General features: G+C 66.2%; 13 protein-coding genes. 6 read left to right on the forward strand and 7 right to left on the reverse strand.

Annotated elements, in window-relative coordinates:
- Positions 1-18: 18 nt before the first annotated feature.
- The 3 genes from ABIB29_RS05200 to ABIB29_RS05210 are packed head-to-tail and all read right to left on the reverse strand — an operon-like array spanning position 19 to position 3,072.
- Positions 19-1,152: an FAD-dependent oxidoreductase gene (locus tag ABIB29_RS05200; RefSeq protein WP_354170677.1), complete on the reverse strand. Its 1,134-nt coding sequence runs from the start codon at positions 1,150-1,152 to the stop codon at positions 19-21.
- Positions 1,145-1,846 (reverse strand): class I SAM-dependent methyltransferase, encoded by a 702-nt coding sequence (locus tag ABIB29_RS05205; protein WP_354170679.1) that lies wholly within the window; start codon positions 1,844-1,846, stop codon positions 1,145-1,147. The genes ABIB29_RS05200 and ABIB29_RS05205 overlap by 8 nt, the downstream gene beginning before the upstream one ends.
- Positions 1,847-1,851: 5 nt before the next feature.
- Positions 1,852-3,072: a type III polyketide synthase gene (locus tag ABIB29_RS05210; RefSeq protein ID WP_354170681.1), complete on the reverse strand. Its 1,221-nt coding sequence runs from the start codon at positions 3,070-3,072 to the stop codon at positions 1,852-1,854.
- 133 nt (positions 3,073-3,205) lie between these two features.
- On the opposite strand from ABIB29_RS05210, the gene ABIB29_RS05215 reads away from it, so the two are divergent.
- On the forward strand, positions 3,206-5,608 hold the full coding sequence (locus tag ABIB29_RS05215) for an ATP-binding cassette domain-containing protein (RefSeq protein ID WP_354170683.1): 2,403 nt from the start codon (positions 3,206-3,208) through the stop codon (positions 5,606-5,608).
- Positions 5,609-5,852: 244 nt separating this feature from the next.
- Complete coding sequence (locus ABIB29_RS05220; protein WP_354170685.1) at positions 5,853-7,274, forward strand: FAD-binding oxidoreductase; 1,422 nt, start codon at positions 5,853-5,855, stop codon at positions 7,272-7,274.
- Positions 7,275-7,519: 245 nt separating this feature from the next.
- Here the strand turns inward: ABIB29_RS05220 and ABIB29_RS05225 are convergent, their stop codons facing one another.
- Both ABIB29_RS05225 and arfB read right to left on the reverse strand, forming a co-directional pair.
- Positions 7,520-7,819 carry a hypothetical protein gene (locus tag ABIB29_RS05225; RefSeq protein WP_354170687.1) on the reverse strand — a complete coding sequence of 100 codons (300 nt, stop codon included), beginning with the start codon at positions 7,817-7,819 and terminating at the stop codon, positions 7,520-7,522.
- 391 nt (positions 7,820-8,210) lie between these two features.
- On the reverse strand, positions 8,211-8,633 hold the full coding sequence (gene arfB, locus ABIB29_RS05230) for an alternative ribosome rescue aminoacyl-tRNA hydrolase ArfB (RefSeq protein ID WP_354170689.1): 423 nt from the start codon (positions 8,631-8,633) through the stop codon (positions 8,211-8,213).
- Positions 8,634-8,856: 223 nt separating this feature from the next.
- Between arfB and ABIB29_RS05235 the strand changes: the two genes are divergently transcribed.
- The 3 genes from ABIB29_RS05235 (at position 8,857) to ABIB29_RS05245 (ending at position 11,439) form a co-directional block, all read left to right on the forward strand.
- The gene (locus tag ABIB29_RS05235; protein WP_354170691.1) at positions 8,857-9,780 is read left to right on the forward strand and encodes an SRPBCC family protein; all 924 of its coding nucleotides are present in this window, start codon (positions 8,857-8,859) and stop codon (positions 9,778-9,780) included.
- A gap of 213 nt (positions 9,781-9,993) precedes the next feature.
- Positions 9,994-11,100: a phytase gene (locus ABIB29_RS05240; RefSeq protein WP_354171091.1), complete on the forward strand. Its 1,107-nt coding sequence runs from the start codon at positions 9,994-9,996 to the stop codon at positions 11,098-11,100.
- A 114-nt stretch (positions 11,101-11,214) separates the two neighbouring features.
- Positions 11,215-11,439, forward strand: a complete 225-nt coding sequence (locus ABIB29_RS05245; RefSeq protein WP_354170692.1) for a phytase — start codon at positions 11,215-11,217, stop codon at positions 11,437-11,439.
- Between the two features lie 41 nt (positions 11,440-11,480).
- Here the strand turns inward: ABIB29_RS05245 and ABIB29_RS05250 are convergent, their stop codons facing one another.
- Positions 11,481-13,661, reverse strand: a complete 2,181-nt coding sequence (locus ABIB29_RS05250; protein ID WP_354170693.1) for an elongation factor G-like protein EF-G2 — start codon at positions 13,659-13,661, stop codon at positions 11,481-11,483.
- 196 nt (positions 13,662-13,857) lie between these two features.
- The gene (locus ABIB29_RS05255) at positions 13,858-14,043 is read right to left on the reverse strand and encodes a VOC family protein (protein ID WP_354170695.1); all 186 of its coding nucleotides are present in this window, start codon (positions 14,041-14,043) and stop codon (positions 13,858-13,860) included.
- On the opposite strand from ABIB29_RS05255, the gene ABIB29_RS05260 reads away from it, so the two are divergent.
- Positions 14,031-14,471 (forward strand): DUF3054 domain-containing protein, encoded by a 441-nt coding sequence (locus ABIB29_RS05260; protein ID WP_354170697.1) that lies wholly within the window; start codon positions 14,031-14,033, stop codon positions 14,469-14,471. The two genes, ABIB29_RS05255 and ABIB29_RS05260, sit on opposite strands and share 13 nt — an antisense overlap.
- Positions 14,472-14,547 lie beyond the last annotated feature (76 nt).

Below are 14,547 nucleotides of genomic sequence, written 5' to 3' on the forward strand. Positions count from 1 at the left end.
CGCCCTGCGTCCCGGCGGCTACTGCATGGTGAACCGGCGGGCCACGAACGCGTGGAAAGCGGGTTCGGAGGCGGCCGCCGACACGGCGCGGTTCCGTACTTCACACGGTCCGGCCGGCAGGGGCCGGCCCAGTGCCATGTTGATTTCGGACTGGCGCGCCGCCCGGGCCGCCGCGGCCATGCGGCTGGTCTCGAAGTTCCGTAGCTTGGTTCCCACGTCCGCGCCGTGCAGCGATGCGCGAACCACCGGGGCCAGGGCGGCTGCGTCCAGCCAGCCCAGGTTCATACCCTGCCCGCCAATTGGGCTGATCTCGTGGGCGGCGTCGCCGATCAGCACTGTCCGGCCCGTCACCATCCGGCGTACCAGCCGGGTCCGGACGCCAAAATGGCTCAGCATGCTGTTGCTTGCGGGATCGACGTCGATTCCGGTGCGTTGTTTGATGGTGTGAGCGAGCCAATTGGCGTCCCCGGCGTTCCCGGGGTCCGCGAGGCGCACTACCCAGCGGCGCAACATCCCTGGCAGCGGGAAAGACTCCACTATTCCCGCGGATTCGAGGAACAGGGCCGCGTCCGGACCGAATCCCGTGCTGTCCGCGAAGTCGCCCATCAGGTAGCTGTCCCGGTAGTCCTTCGTCCGGACTGCCGTGCCGAGCTGAGGGCGAACCGTGGACTTGACGCCGTCGGCGGCAATGGCAATGGCCGCAGTGTACTGAACGGCCGAGCCCCCCGCGGTCGCTTCCGCGGTGACCTGGCGGCCGTCGTCGTGCAGCCTCTCAACCCGGACGCCGCGGTGCAGGGCGTCAGGGTCGAGCTGCCGGACGCGGAGCTCCAGTGCGGCTTCCGTGCGGGACTGCGGCAGGGCAAGGACGAACGGGTAGTTCTCTGAGACCTGCGCGAAGGACATCCGGGCGAGCGTCCGCCCGCCGCCGATGGCGATGCCGCGCCGGATCGGCACCCCTTCGGCCACCAGGGCCGGTGCCACGCCGATGCCCTGCAGCGCGTCCAGCGAGGGGGGATGGATGCCAATGGCCCGGGAGTGCGGTTCGGTGCCGGTCCGCTGCTCCAGGATCCGGACGCTGACGCCGTGCTGGAGGAGCACCGCGGCCATGAACAGTCCGACCGGTCCGCCGCCGATCACCAGGACGTCAACCATGGCCCCTGTCCCTGTCGAGGACCAGCAGGTTACGGAAGGGGGCGCGGCGGAGAACGGTCCAGCCCGGGGGAGCGGCGGTCTGGAGCTCGGCGGCGGTGTAGCTGCGGCGGATCGAGGTGAGGCCGTCCTGCCTGATGTAGGAGCCGGTGAAGGGCCAGGAACCGGCGAAGAAGAGGGCATAGGCGGCCGGGCTGCGCCGGAGGTCGTTGTGGATGACCTGGCCGTGGCAGAGCCCGGCGGATTCGGCCAGGAACGCCGGCAGCTCGTCCTCCGCCAGGTGGTGCAGTACGTGGTTGGACACCACCACGTCGAAACTGCATCCTTCGCTGGCGAGCTGGGCTGCCGTGGACTGTCGGAACGTCACGCCGGCGGCCGCGTGCCGTCCCGAGGCGAAGCGGCTGGCGCGCGGATCCGGATCGATGGCAGTGATCTCCAGCTGGAGTCCATCCCGGGCAGCCCAGCGGGAGAGCATCACCGGCACGTCGCCGCCGCCGCAGCCGATGTCCAGCAGGGTGGCCGCGACGCCCTTCCGGAGTCGTGGCCTGAGCTGGTTCAGGTAGATGCCGCGCCAGCCGGAGACCGCCCGGTTCACGATCGCAAATTGGGCGTAGGTGCGGTCCAGCCGGACGGGATCACAGCCGGGCAGGTCCATCTCCTCAATGGCGTGGGCCGCACGTTCCCGCAGCAGGTCCACCGGTTTCAGGCCAGGGCCGATTCCGGCTGGGCGGACTCGGTCTGCGCCGCCTCCCCGGCCAGCGTTGGCGGGTGTTCACGGCGCGGGTTGCTGAGCTTGGTGAACAGCGCAGTTTCGACCGTCAGCCCGGGACCAAACGCCATGGAGCAGATCCGTTCCGCGCCGTCGTCGGCGCTGTCCCGCTGCGGCAGGTCAAGGATGTGCCGGAGCACGAAGAGCACGGTGGCGCTGCTCATGTTTCCGTAGTTGCGCAGGGTCTCACGGGCGGGGACCAGTTGCTCGTCGCTCAACTCCAGCCGGGACTGGACCTTGTCCAGGATGCTGCGGCCGCCGGGGTGGATGGCCCAGTGCCGGATGTCGCGGTAGGGGAGTCCCCGCAGCGCACCGTCCCGGGAGAGGAGCGGCTCCAGGGCGCCGATGATGTGGTCGTCAATGATGTGCGGGACGTAATTGCCCAGGACCATCTCGAAGCCTTCATCGCCGATGTTCCACGCCATGGATTCCTCGCCGACCGGCGTGAGGACAGTCTCAAAGTGGTCCAGCTGCAGCAGTGCCGGATGGTCCTGGTCCTCCCGGGCGGTCACGATGGCCGCGGCCGCGCCGTCGGCAAACAAGGCCGATCCCATGATGGTGTCCGGGTCGTTCGAGGTCCGGACGTGCAGCGAGCAGAGCTCGGCGCAGACGACCAGGACGACGGCGTCGGGATCCGCTTCGCAGAAGGACTTGGCCGCCCGCAGCGCGGGAAACGCCGCGTAACAGCCCATGAATCCGAGGTGGTAGCGCTGCACGGCGGGATCCAGGCCGAGGGCACGGACGATTTTGTAGTCAGGCCCGGGGTTGAAGAACCCGGTGCAGGACACCGTGACGAGGTGCGTTATATCAAGGGTCGTGAGCCCGGGACACGCGTCCAGGGCCTTCTGTGCTGCCTCAATGAAGAGTTTGGTGGCTTCGGTGGCGAAAATGTCGTTGCGGACCTTGGTACTGGGGCTGAGCAGCAGTCCCGTGCCGGCGTCGAAAAACCGCGGGTTCTCGGCCTGCCGGTCCCTGGTCAGTTCGTCGACAGCCGTGTGGCGGGTGTCGATGGCGGCGGAATCAAAGCACGTGCTCACCAAACGGGTGCCCAGCCTGGTGAGCCCCGGCTGGGCCGCGAAGACGTCCCGGGCCTCCGTTTGGATCAGGACAGTTGGCGGGACAGCAGTTTCCAGGGACCTCAGGTAGACCGTCATGGTTCATTCTCAGCGAGGTCGGCGCAGAAGACAATGCATTCGCCCGCGGATGCGGGCTCGAAGCTGGTTAGATAGAGCCAGACGACGCCGGCGGAGACCGCGGAAGCGGCCCCGCCCCAGAGATGGAGACACGATGAGCATGCCCGCCGGGACCGAGGCGAAGTCGGACACGCAGTCGCTCGCATTGCATGTTGCTGACAGCCACGACCTGATCCGTGTGCAGGGCGCCCGCGAGAACAACCTCAAGGACATCAGCATTGAGATCCCGAAGCGCCGGCTGACAGTGTTCACAGGTGTCTCCGGGTCGGGCAAGAGCTCGCTCGTGTTTGCCACCATCGCCGCGGAGTCGCAGCGGATGATCAACGAGACCTACAGTGCCTTCGTACAGGGATTCATGCCCAGCCTGGCGCGGCCCGACGTCGACTTCCTGGAGGGGCTGACGACGGCGATCATCGTCGACCAGGAGAGGATGGGCGCGAACCCCCGCTCTACGGTTGGCACTGCGACCGATGCCAATGCCATGCTCCGGATCCTTTTCAGCCGGCTGGGATCGCCGCACGTGGGACCCCCCACGGCGTTCTCCTTCAACGTCCCGACGCGGAAGGCAAGCGGGGTGATGAGCACCGAGAAAGGCGGCAGGGTCGAGAAGAACGTGGTGCACGATGCGGTCTACCTGGGCGGGATGTGTCCGCGGTGCGAGGGTATGGGCTCGGTCTCCGACTTCGACCTCACTGCGCTCTACGACGACAGCAAGTCGCTCGCCGGGGGTGCGCTGACGATCCCCGGCTACAGCATGGACGGCTGGTACGGCCGCATCTTCAGCGGCGCCGGCTTCGACATGGACAAGCCGATCGCGAAATTCACCAAGAAGGAAATGCACGACCTCCTCTACAAGGAGCCGACCAAGATCAAGGTCGAGGGCATCAATCTCACGTACGAGGGCTTGATTCCGAAGATCCAGAAATCGATGCTCTCCAAGGACGTCGACGCGATGCAGCCTCACATCCGGGCCTTCGTGGAACGCGCCATCACGTTTCAGGCCTGCCCCGAGTGCGAGGGCACGCGGCTGAGCGCGGAGGCCAGGTCCTCGAAGATCCAGGGCAGGAACATCGCCGAGCTGTGCGAGATGCAGATCAGCGACCTGGCCAGGTGGGTCAGCGGGCTCAACGAGCCGTCGGTCGCGCCGCTCCTCAAAGGCCTGCAGCACCTGCTCGACTCGTTCGCCGAAATCGGGCTCGGTTATCTCTCGCTGGACCGGCCGGCGGGCACGCTGTCCGGGGGAGAGGCCCAGCGCACCAAGATGATCCGGCACCTCGGCTCATCGCTCACGGACGTCACGTACGTCTTCGACGAACCGACGATCGGCCTGCACCCGCATGACATCGAGCGGATGAACCAGCTGCTGCTGCAGCTCCGTGACAAGGGCAATACCGTGCTCGTCGTCGAGCACAAGCCGGAGACCATCGCCATCGCTGACCACGTCGTTGACCTGGGCCCCGGCGCGGGCACCGAGGGCGGCCGCGTCTGCCTTGAGGGAAGCGTGGAGGGCCTTCGGGGGAGTGACACCATCACCGGCCGCCACCTCGACGACCGGGCCAGGGTAAAGGAAGCGGTGCGCACGCGGTCCGGGATGCTCGACGTGCGCGGTGCCTCGACACACAACCTCCGAGACGTGGACGTCGATATCCCGCTCGGGATGCTGTGCGTGCTCACGGGCGTCGCCGGTTCCGGCAAAAGCTCACTGATCCAGGGATCGGTCGCCGGCCGGGACGGCGTGGTGGTGATCGACCAGGGCGCGATCAAGGGGTCCCGGCGCAGCAACCCTGCGACGTACACGGGCCTTCTCGAGCCGATCCGCAAGGCGTTCGCCAAGGCCAACGGCGTGAAGCCGGCGCTGTTCAGCTCCAACTCGGAAGGAGCCTGCCCCACCTGCAACGGCGCGGGCGTTATCTTTACCGACCTGGGCGTTATGGCCACCGTCGAGTCCACCTGCGAGGACTGCGAGGGCCGGAGGTTCCAGGCCTCAGTCCTGGAATACAACCTGGGCGGACGCAACATCGCCGAAGTGCTGGCAATGTCGATGACCGAGGCGGAGGCGTTCTTTGGTGCCGGCGAGGCGAAGACGCCGGCGGCGCACAAGATCCTCGACCGGCTCGTGGACGTCGGACTTGGCTACCTGACACTCGGACAGCCGCTCACCACACTGTCCGGCGGCGAGCGGCAGCGCGTCAAGCTGGCCACCCAGATGGCCGAGAAGGGTGACGTTTACGTCCTCGACGAGCCCACCACCGGCCTGCACCTCGCCGATGTCCAGAACCTGCTGGGCCTCCTCGACCGCCTGGTGGACTCCGGCAAGTCGGTCATCGTCATCGAGCACCACCAGGCCGTCATGGCGCACGCCGACTGGATCATCGACCTCGGCCCGGGAGCCGGCCACGACGGCGGCCGGATCGTCTTCGAGGGGACACCGGCCGAGCTGATCGCCGGGCGCAGCACCCTCACCGGCGAGCACCTGGCGGCCTACGTCGCCCGGTGACCGGCCGCTGTGAGCCCAGCCTCGCCGCGGCGTCGTCCGCCATCGCCTCGACGGTCTGGCGCCCAGGTGCGGCTGCCTGGTCGTCTGTTGTCCGGCGCCGCAGGCGAATCTATACTGTGGACACCGCGAACTGTTCCAGTACCTTGGCGGCTGGAAGTATCGCCCTGCAGCGCCGACCCCGGCGAGATCAATTCCATTATTGGACCTGGGGTACCAATCCCTATGGCACGGAGGCAGCAGACCGATGAGCACAATGCATCAGGGGGAGCAGGCCGGCGAAATGGACCGCGCTCTGCAGGAGTTGCGCGGGCACCTGGCGGGGTCTGTGATCGAACCGCAGGATCCGTTGTACGACGAGGCGCGGGCGGTATGGAACGGCATGATCGACGTGCACCCCCGGGCGGTCATCCGGGCGGGAGCGGTCGGAGACATTGATCCCGTCCTTCACACGGCCCGGCGCACCGGCCTGCCGCTCGCCGTTCGCGGCGGCGGGCACAACATCGCCGGCCACGGCACTGTCGAGGGCGGGCTCGTCCTGGATCTAGGCCAGTTGCGCGGTGTGGAGGTCGATGTGAAAAACCGGCTCGTGACCGTGGAACCCGGGGTGACCTTGGCAGACGTGGACCGGGCCACCACCACGCACGGACTGGCTGTGCCGCTTGGCGTGATCAGCGCCACAGGGGTCGCCGGGCTGACCCTCGGCGGAGGGGTGGGCTGGCTGACCCGCTCCAACGGTCTGAGCCTGGACAACCTGGCCTCCGCCGATGTCATCACGGCCACCGGAGAGCACCTGCACGCCAGCGAAACGGAAAACCCCGAGCTGTTCTGGGGGTTGCGCGGCGGGGGCGGAAACTTCGGGGTGGTCTCGTCCTTCACCTTCCGCGCCCGGCCACTGCCGGCTGCCGTACTGGGCGGAAACTTCTTCTACCGCCCGACCCGCTGGAAGAGCGCGCTGGGCGCGTTCGCCCGGTGGACGCAGGACCTACCCGAGGAAATGAACCCTATCGTCTCCTTCCTGGTGCTTCCGCCAGACTTCGAGATGGGGGAGGAGCCATGGATGATCATCGGCTTTGTCTGGGCTTCGGAGAACCACCAGCCTGGGCTCAAGCTGATCGAGCAGCTGCGCGACGCCGCGCCCCCGGACGAGGAGGAAGTCGCGCCGACCGCCTGGCCGGAGTGGCAGTCCGCCATGGACGGCCTCTTTCCCAAGGGCTCCCGGGGGTACTGGAAAAACTTGTCGTTCTCCCGAATGGACGATGACGCCGTCGGTGTTCTGGCCGGTTTCGCCTCTGAAGTGACCTGGTTCGGGACCGGGATCGATATCCACCACATGGAAGGGGCCTTCGGGCGAGTGCCGGAGGAGGCCACGGCGTTTCCCAACCGCTCGGCGAAGTACTGGCTGAACATCTACGGCTTCTGGAACGACCCGGCGGAGGACGAGCGGCTGAGCGCATTCGCCCGGAAGGCCTACACGCTTATGCAGCCGTTCGGCGAGTACGGCCAGTACGTCAACTTCCTCGGTGCAGAAACCGGACAAGACATCACCGAGGCCGCACGTGAGGCCTACGGGGCGGAGACATATGACCGACTGGTGGCCCTGAAGAACCGTTTCGACCCGCACAACCTTTTCCGCCTCAACCACAACATCGTGCCGACCTCCGCCTGAGACCGCAAAGGCGCGAGCATAACGGGACAGCTAAACCCTGCGCTGCGTGCCGCTCCGGAGGCGAGCAGGAAGAGCATCGCCATAATCGAGTTCGGGCCAGAACGGAGGGCGCATCTCCCGCCGGTGTTTCCCGGAACTCTAAACGCCGATAATCAACATTATGTAAAGTAAACCCAACAAGAGTGGCAAGTATGGGGCGGATGACAACTGTCCCCCGTTGCCACCAACCACGCTTTACCGTTGTTTTATTGGACGTAGCCAAAATCGCGGCGCGTCATAAGCTCACTATTAAGCAGGACGCGGGCGTAGTCAGGGTCGAGTTCGAAACCGTTGTAGTCCATCCCGAAAATCAACACAGCCTCCGCGGCGATCCGGCGCCAAAGGCGCGCTTCGACGTCATCGCTGAACTCATAGTTCGGGACGTCCCTGTCGCCCTTGAGGTAGACACTCGTGCCGAAGGAGACAATCTCGGATGTAAAAAATGGCCTTTCGGTCAAATGGTCAACGAGGCCCGTTCGTTCTTCCGTGTGAAACGGGATGCGCATGTCCCCATGGCTCAACACAAAAGCCTTTCCCGAATCGCGTCCTGTGAGGGCACCCAGCTGCACTGAAATATCACGGTCAACATCCAGCACCCGCCGCCGGCTCGAGAACCACGGCTCACCCGCAGGTAAATAGATTGAAAACAAGAGACTCCCCCAACTCGCTCACCAGATATCTCGCGCGAATTAACAACTGCGACCATGCGGCTTAACCATAGCGACGCTGCTCCCTCAAACATTCGCCCCTTGAAAACAACGGATCACCAACAGCGCCACTCCCTCAGTCTCAATCGCCGGACGCCAAAGATGCCTGGCCGATGGGCCAGCGCAGGTCTGTCCGTTGGGTGTTGACGATCCCCCTGCGCGGCTGCTGACAATTGCCGACTGTGCGGGGCTATTCGGCAGACGGCCGCTGTCGCTGCCGTTTCGTCGCCGACCGCTGTACCTTTGCGGCGAGGCGACGACGGTTTGAGCCCCGGGTGGGTTTGGTTGCACGGCGTCCGGCGGCTTCAGGAGCGAGTCCCTCTGCCACGAGGTCTGCGAGCTTAGCCAGGGCGATCTCGCGATTGCGCAGCTGGGAGCGCCGCTCGGAGGCGCTCACGGTAATCACTCCGGCGCTCAGACGACGGCCGAGACGCGTAACGAGCAGCAGCCGCTGGTCATCCGAAAGCGCCACGGAGTCGACGACGTTCCACGAGAGCTCGGCGCGGCTGTCCGAGGTGTTGACGTGTTGACCGCCCGGCCCGGACGATCGCGAGAACCGCCAGCGCAGTTCCGACGACGGAATCGTGAGCGCGGGAAACACCTCCAGATCCATGCCACCAGCGTTGCACAACATGGGCCCGATCGAAGACCATGACCCCAACGCAAAGTCCGGGTGACCTTTCCGCGGAACGATTCGCGGTCCTTGCCGACTCCCCCACCCTCCGATCGATAAGTCTCGTTCGGCCTCTGGCCTCACCTCACCCCAGCAGATATACTAAGCCTACTGATGATTAGTTGACTCTCGTCAGTTTCCGAATTAAGTCAAAGGAGACATCGTGAGCACCAGGGTTGAAAAGCGGATTCTCGTCAACGTTCCTGTGAGCGTTGCCTATAACCAGTGGACACAGTTCGAGGAATTTCCCCACTTCATGGGCGGGGTAAAGAGCGTCAAACAGCTCAGCGACGACCGGCTTGAGTGGATTGCAGAGATCGCCGGGGTGCGCCGGCAATGGCAGGCCCGAATCCTGGAGCAGATACCGGACCGGAGAATTGCATGGGCCGCGACCGAGGGTGCCACCAACGCAGGCGCGGTGTCGTTCGAAGATCTCGGCGGCGGGCAGACATCCGTGCAGCTGGCACTTGATTATGAACCCGAAGGCATCGTGGAAAAGGTTGGCGACAAGCTCAATATTGTGGACAAGCAGGCCGAGAACGACCTCAACCGCTTCAAGGCCTTCGTCGAAGATGAGGGCTATGCAACTGGTGCTTGGCGGGGAACCGTCAGCGAGGGCGCCTCCGAGGTCACGCCAGGAATTGACGCGGCAGCCGCATCGCAGGGAGACAGCGGCAAAGCCGGCGTTTCAGGCAAAGTCATTGCCGGCGTGGGACTCGTTGCCGCGGCCGCGGCAGGCGTAGCGGCGGCAGGCCACAAAGACACTGCCGCCGACGCGGCGTCACCCGGCACTGCGAAAGCCGTACCGCCAGCAACGACGCCGCCTTTAGCCGAGCCACCCACCGGCACCGCGGGCAGCGTCTTCCCTGGAGAGGGGATCACCCAGGACACGACCCGTTCCGCGAACGACCCAGTTGGCCGGTCGGACGCGAAGCCGTTCGACCAGACCAATGGCCTCGTGGATACCGACGGCGAATCCGACGGGACAGCGTTGAGCGACACCACCAGCGCGGGCGAGCGCGAGCGGGGCCTGGGAGATCGACCAGGCCCCGTCCCACCGCTCGGCCGCGGCTTGGGACAGCACTAAACTTGGCCTGAATGTCCGGTCCGGCCGCTTAACGGTCGGGCCGGGCTCTTGGCCACAACCCGGCTGACGACCGGCACGTCGCCGTCCGACCCCTTCCCCCGGATGCTTGACAGTCGCGGCACGGTGTCCACATACTCCCAAGACGTCAACGTTTGGCCAGGAACAACAGGGACCAGGGAGCGAGCAATGGCCGGCCACGCCCGAACTGCAGCCATGTTGCCCGCGCTGGTTGCGCTGTGCACTTCGGCCCTGATCGGTTGCGGACCCGGCCAGGCCCCGCCGGCGTCCCAGTCAGCGACCAGTCCCGCGCCAACTCCCGCTCCCAGGGGCTCACCCACTTCCGGACTGGCGGATCCGAGTGCGTTGCCGGCACTCGAGACCGAGGAATTTTCGGGTTCGGGAGACATTTCGGATGACTCCGCGATTTGGGCCGATCCTGCCGACCCCGCCAACAGCGTGGTGATAGCTGACAACAAGTCGCAGTCCGGCGGGGGTATCGGGGTCTTCGATATGAGCGGCAAGTTGCTCCACTTCCGCCCGGACGGAATGATCGGCAATGTCGACCTGCGGACCGGGTTCCCGTCGTCGGGGTCGTCGATGGTCCTGGTCGGCGGCAACAACCGGTCGGACAACACGCTCGCATTATGGTCCCTCGACACCGCAGCCAGGACCCTGTCACCGGTCGCAGCCCGAATCATCGAGACTGAGGCACCCAACTACGGTTTCTGCATGTACCGCAGCCAGGCCAGCGGAAAGTTCTACGCCTTTGTGACACCCAACGGGCCAGGGTCGGTCCAGCAATTCGAGCTGGTCGATGACGGCGCAGGTATGGTTGACGCCACCCTCGTCAGGACACTGCCGGTCAGCAGCATCACCGAGAGCTGCGTCGCTGATGATGAGCTCGGCCACCTGTACGTCGGGCAGGAGGACAGTGGCATCTGGAAGTACGGCGCGGAACCGGACGCTGGTACCGGTCGAAGTTCCGTGGACGAAGTGGGGGCGGGCCGGCTCGAGGCGGACATCGAGGGGATGGGCATCGCCTCTGGCGCGGACGGCACGGGCTACCTCTTCGTATCCAGCCAGGGCAACTCCACCATCGCCATCTACGACAGGGCTGGAGACAACACGTTCCTCAAGACTTTCGAGGTCGCCGGCAATGGGTCAGTGGACGCGGTGACTGGCACCGACGGCCTGGCCGTGACCGCTGAAAACGTCGGACCAAGGTTCGAGCAGGGGCTGCTGGTGGTGCACGACGAATCCAACCAGGGCGGCACGACGTCGAATCTGAAGTACGTCCCGCTCAGCGAGGTACTCAAATGACGCCGCTTTCTACGGCCGTGCCGCGCGATGTTCACGGTCAGTCACGCTTCTCTCCGCGAAGGCTTGACACCGGCCCCTAATGCTCAGCAGACTTCCCACTACAGCCGACTCTCCGTGAGGGCTCCGAGTTCCTTCCCGACGCATACTGGCGTCAAAAGCTTCTCCATCGCCGCCAACGGGACTATCGATGCCGTGACGGGCACGGACGGGTTGGACGTCACAAGCCTGAATGCCGGACCGCAGTTAGAGGACGGACTGCTGGTGGTCCACGATGCCACCAACACCGGCGACTCCACGTCAAACCTGAAGTACGTCCCGCTCTGCGAGGTGCTCAAATAGGCCACACGGCGGAGCCGCCGTCGCGTCCCGTCCGCAGGCCCTCAGTCCTTCGTGGCGGCGCGGGCGGCGGCGACGGGCACCGGTTCGTGGCGCAGGTAGCTCCGGCTGAAACGGCCGCTCCCCGACGTCAGGGCACGCAGCTCGATCGTGTACCGCAACAACTCCTGGTCCGGCACTTCGGCGGTGATTTCAGTCAGGCCTCCCCCGCTCGACGTCGTTCCGGTCAAACGGGCACGGCGCGATGACAGGTCACTCATCACCGCGCCCACATGCTCATCCGAGACGCTGATGATGACGGCCGAGACGGGTTCCAGGAGCTGGATGCGTCCTGCGGCCGCGGCCTCCCGCAAGGCCAATGCCCCCGCGGCCTGGAAGGCGGCGTCCGACGAATCCACACTGTGGGCCTTGCCGCCGAGCAGCGTCACCCGGATATCAACCACCGGAAAGCCGGCCGAAACGCCCTTCTGCATCTGCGCCCGCACGCCCTTCTCCACCGAGGCGATGAAGGGTCCCGGGATCACCCCGCCCACGGTGTTGTCGACGAATTCGAAGCCGGCTCCGCGGTCCAATGGCTCCACCTCGATGTCGCAAACGGCGTACTGGCCGTGGCCGCCCGACTGCTTGACGTGCCGGCCGTGGCCCGCCGAGGGGCCGGCAAACGTCTCCCGCAGCGGAGTGACCACATCGACCGTGTGCAGGTTGACGCCCTGCTCGCGCAGCCGGCCCAGGACGACATCCGCGTGCGCCTCGCCCATGCACCAGAGGATCAGCTGGTGCGTCTCTGCGTTCCGTTCCACCCGGAGCGCCGGGTCCCCGGCCGCGACCTTTCCCAGGCTCCGGGCCAGGGCATCCTCATCGCCATGGGAGGCCGCCTCAACGGCAACCGGCAGCAGGGCGTCCGGCATCTCCCACGGCTCGATCAGCAAAGGCAGTTCCTTGGCCGATACCGTGTCACCGGTCTCAGCCGGCCCCAGTTTCGTGAGCGCGCAAATGTCTCCCGCCACGCTGAACGGCACCGGCCGCAGGCTGGATCCCAGCGGGGAATACACGTGGGAGACACGCTCGTCACTGTCGTGGTCGGCGTGGCCCCGTTCCGCCAGGCCGTGCCCGGCCACATGGACGGCCGTGTCCTCGCGCAGTGTGCCGGAAAAGAGGCGGACCAGGCAGACGCGGCCCAGGAACGGGTCGATCATGGTGCGCACGACTTCGCCAAGCAGCGGCCCCGCAGGGTTGCAGTCCAGCGGCACGGCCGGGGTGCCTTCAAGGTGGGACACCGCAGGACGTTCACGTTCGGTCGGCGACGGGAAGGCCCGTGCCACGAATTCCAGCAGTTCCGCCAGGCCGACGCCGGTCTCCGCGGACGTTGCGATCACCGGGTGGAAGGAACCCCTCGTGACTGCCGTCTCCAGGTCGCTGATGAGGATGTCAGGCGGGATCTCCTCGCCGCCGAGGTACCGGTCCATCAACGACTCATCCTCGCTTTCGGCGATGATCCCTTCGATGAGCGCGCCCCGTGCCGCCGCAGAGGCGGCGCGTTCGACGTCGTCGGCCGTCCGGGACACGGGCAGCGCATCATCCGCCGACTGTCCCGACACAGTGTCCGTGAGCAGTCCCAGCAACGCGGTGACTTCCGCCCCGGTACGGACCGGCAGGTAGAGCGGCAGCACCGTGTCACCAAAAGCATGCCGGCATCTCTCGAGCGCCGCGTCGAAGTCCGCCCTGGGATGGTCCAGCCGGCTGATCACCACCGCCCGCGGTACCCCAACGCGCTGGCATTCTCCCCACAGCGCTGTAGTGGCAACATCAATGTCGTCAACAGCCGAGACGACGAAAAGCGCTGAGTCCGCCGCACGCAGCCCTGCGCGCAGTTCGCCGACGAAGTCCGGGTAGCCCGGCGTATCGAGGAGGTTTACCTTGATGTTGCCGACCATCACGGGCACCACGGAGAGGGCGACGGATCGTTGCTGGTGGACCGCGGCAGGCTCCGAGTCACTTACGGTGGTGCCTTCGGTGATGGATCCCTTCCGCGATATCACACCCGTCGCGGCCAGCAGCGCCTCGGCCAGCATCGTCTTCCCGGCGCCCGAATGGCCAACCAGCGCCACATTCCGGATCAACTCCGGCTGGTCGGGCGGCCGGATATCAGAGGCGTCGGCCCGCCGGAGTTCGGACGTGCCCCGGCTGGCGGCCTTCGCCGGAACCTTGGCGTCTTTCGCGGCCATGGGGACCTCCTGGCTTGCATCCGTCGGGCGGCCGAAGCGCCGGCCTCCGTGCAGCCTGCGGCTGCCTATATGGATTGGACACCCTGGGAGGAACCGACGGCAAGATGCAATGGCCACCGCCGCCGCAGCGCCGCGGAAGTCCGGCTCGGCGCTTCCTGCCTAGCTGCCGCCGTAGGCCCTCTGCAGCGCCACGTCATCAAGCTTGTGCGTACCAAAGGATGGCCTGCATGGCGCGTTGGGACCCCTCCGGGTCCGGGCCCCCAATCAGCTCGCCCAGCACGGAGGGGACCACCTGCCACGAGACCCCGTACCGGTCCTTGAGCCAGCCGCACTGGCTTTCGATCCAGCCTGCACGGCTACGCTTGGAGCATGCCTTCCGCAACGCCTCCGCTCCCCCGCCCTACCGCCACCGACTCCGCGTCAGGAACAACGGCACGGCGGACGGCAGTGCTGGCCGCCTGCGCCGATGCCGCATTGATTCTCGTCTTCGCAGCCATCGGCCGGGACGCACATCAGCGCGGGGACATCGTGATCGGCGTATTTTCCACGGCCTGGCCCTTCCTCGTCGGTGCGGCGCTCTCCTGGCTGGCACTGCGCATTTGGCGCTCGCCCCTCGCCCTCTGGCCGGCCGGAGTCGGCGTCTGGCTCGGCACGGTCACTATTGGCATGCTCCTGCGCGCCGTCACCGGGCAGACAGTAGTCCTGCCGTTCGTTATCGTGGCGCTGCTCAGCCTGGGCCTTCTGCTGCTCGGATACCGGCTGCTGGCCGCTGGGGTCCGGCGGCTCAACACACGGCGCCGCGGGGCGTGATGGACTAGGCTTGCAAGGACATGGCCGAGGCCCGGAGGAGTACCGTCCGGGCGCCAATACCCGGCCGGCAACGACG

The organism is Arthrobacter sp. UYEF36, assembly GCF_040547025.1.
In the GTDB taxonomy this organism is placed as follows: domain Bacteria; phylum Actinomycetota; class Actinomycetes; order Actinomycetales; family Micrococcaceae; genus Arthrobacter.

Coding starts and splice junctions, on each gene's coding strand:
- ABIB29_RS05200 (WP_354170677.1), bottom strand. CDS start 1,152: ATGGTTGACGTCCTGGTGATCGGCGGCGGACCGGTCGGACTGTTCATG.
- ABIB29_RS05210 (WP_354170681.1), bottom strand. CDS start 3,072: ATGACGGTCTACCTGAGGTCCCTGGAAACTGCTGTCCCGCCAACTGTC.
- ABIB29_RS05215 (WP_354170683.1), top strand. CDS start 3,206: ATGAGCATGCCCGCCGGGACCGAGGCGAAGTCGGACACGCAGTCGCTC.
- ABIB29_RS05220 (WP_354170685.1), top strand. CDS start 5,853: ATGAGCACAATGCATCAGGGGGAGCAGGCCGGCGAAATGGACCGCGCT.
- ABIB29_RS05225 (WP_354170687.1), bottom strand. CDS start 7,819: ATGCGCATCCCGTTTCACACGGAAGAACGAACGGGCCTCGTTGACCAT.
- arfB (WP_354170689.1), bottom strand. CDS start 8,633: ATGGATCTGGAGGTGTTTCCCGCGCTCACGATTCCGTCGTCGGAACTG.
- ABIB29_RS05240 (WP_354171091.1), top strand. CDS start 9,994: ATGTTGCCCGCGCTGGTTGCGCTGTGCACTTCGGCCCTGATCGGTTGC.
- ABIB29_RS05250 (WP_354170693.1), bottom strand. CDS start 13,661: ATGGCCGCGAAAGACGCCAAGGTTCCGGCGAAGGCCGCCAGCCGGGGC.
- ABIB29_RS05260 (WP_354170697.1), top strand. CDS start 14,031: ATGCCTTCCGCAACGCCTCCGCTCCCCCGCCCTACCGCCACCGACTCC.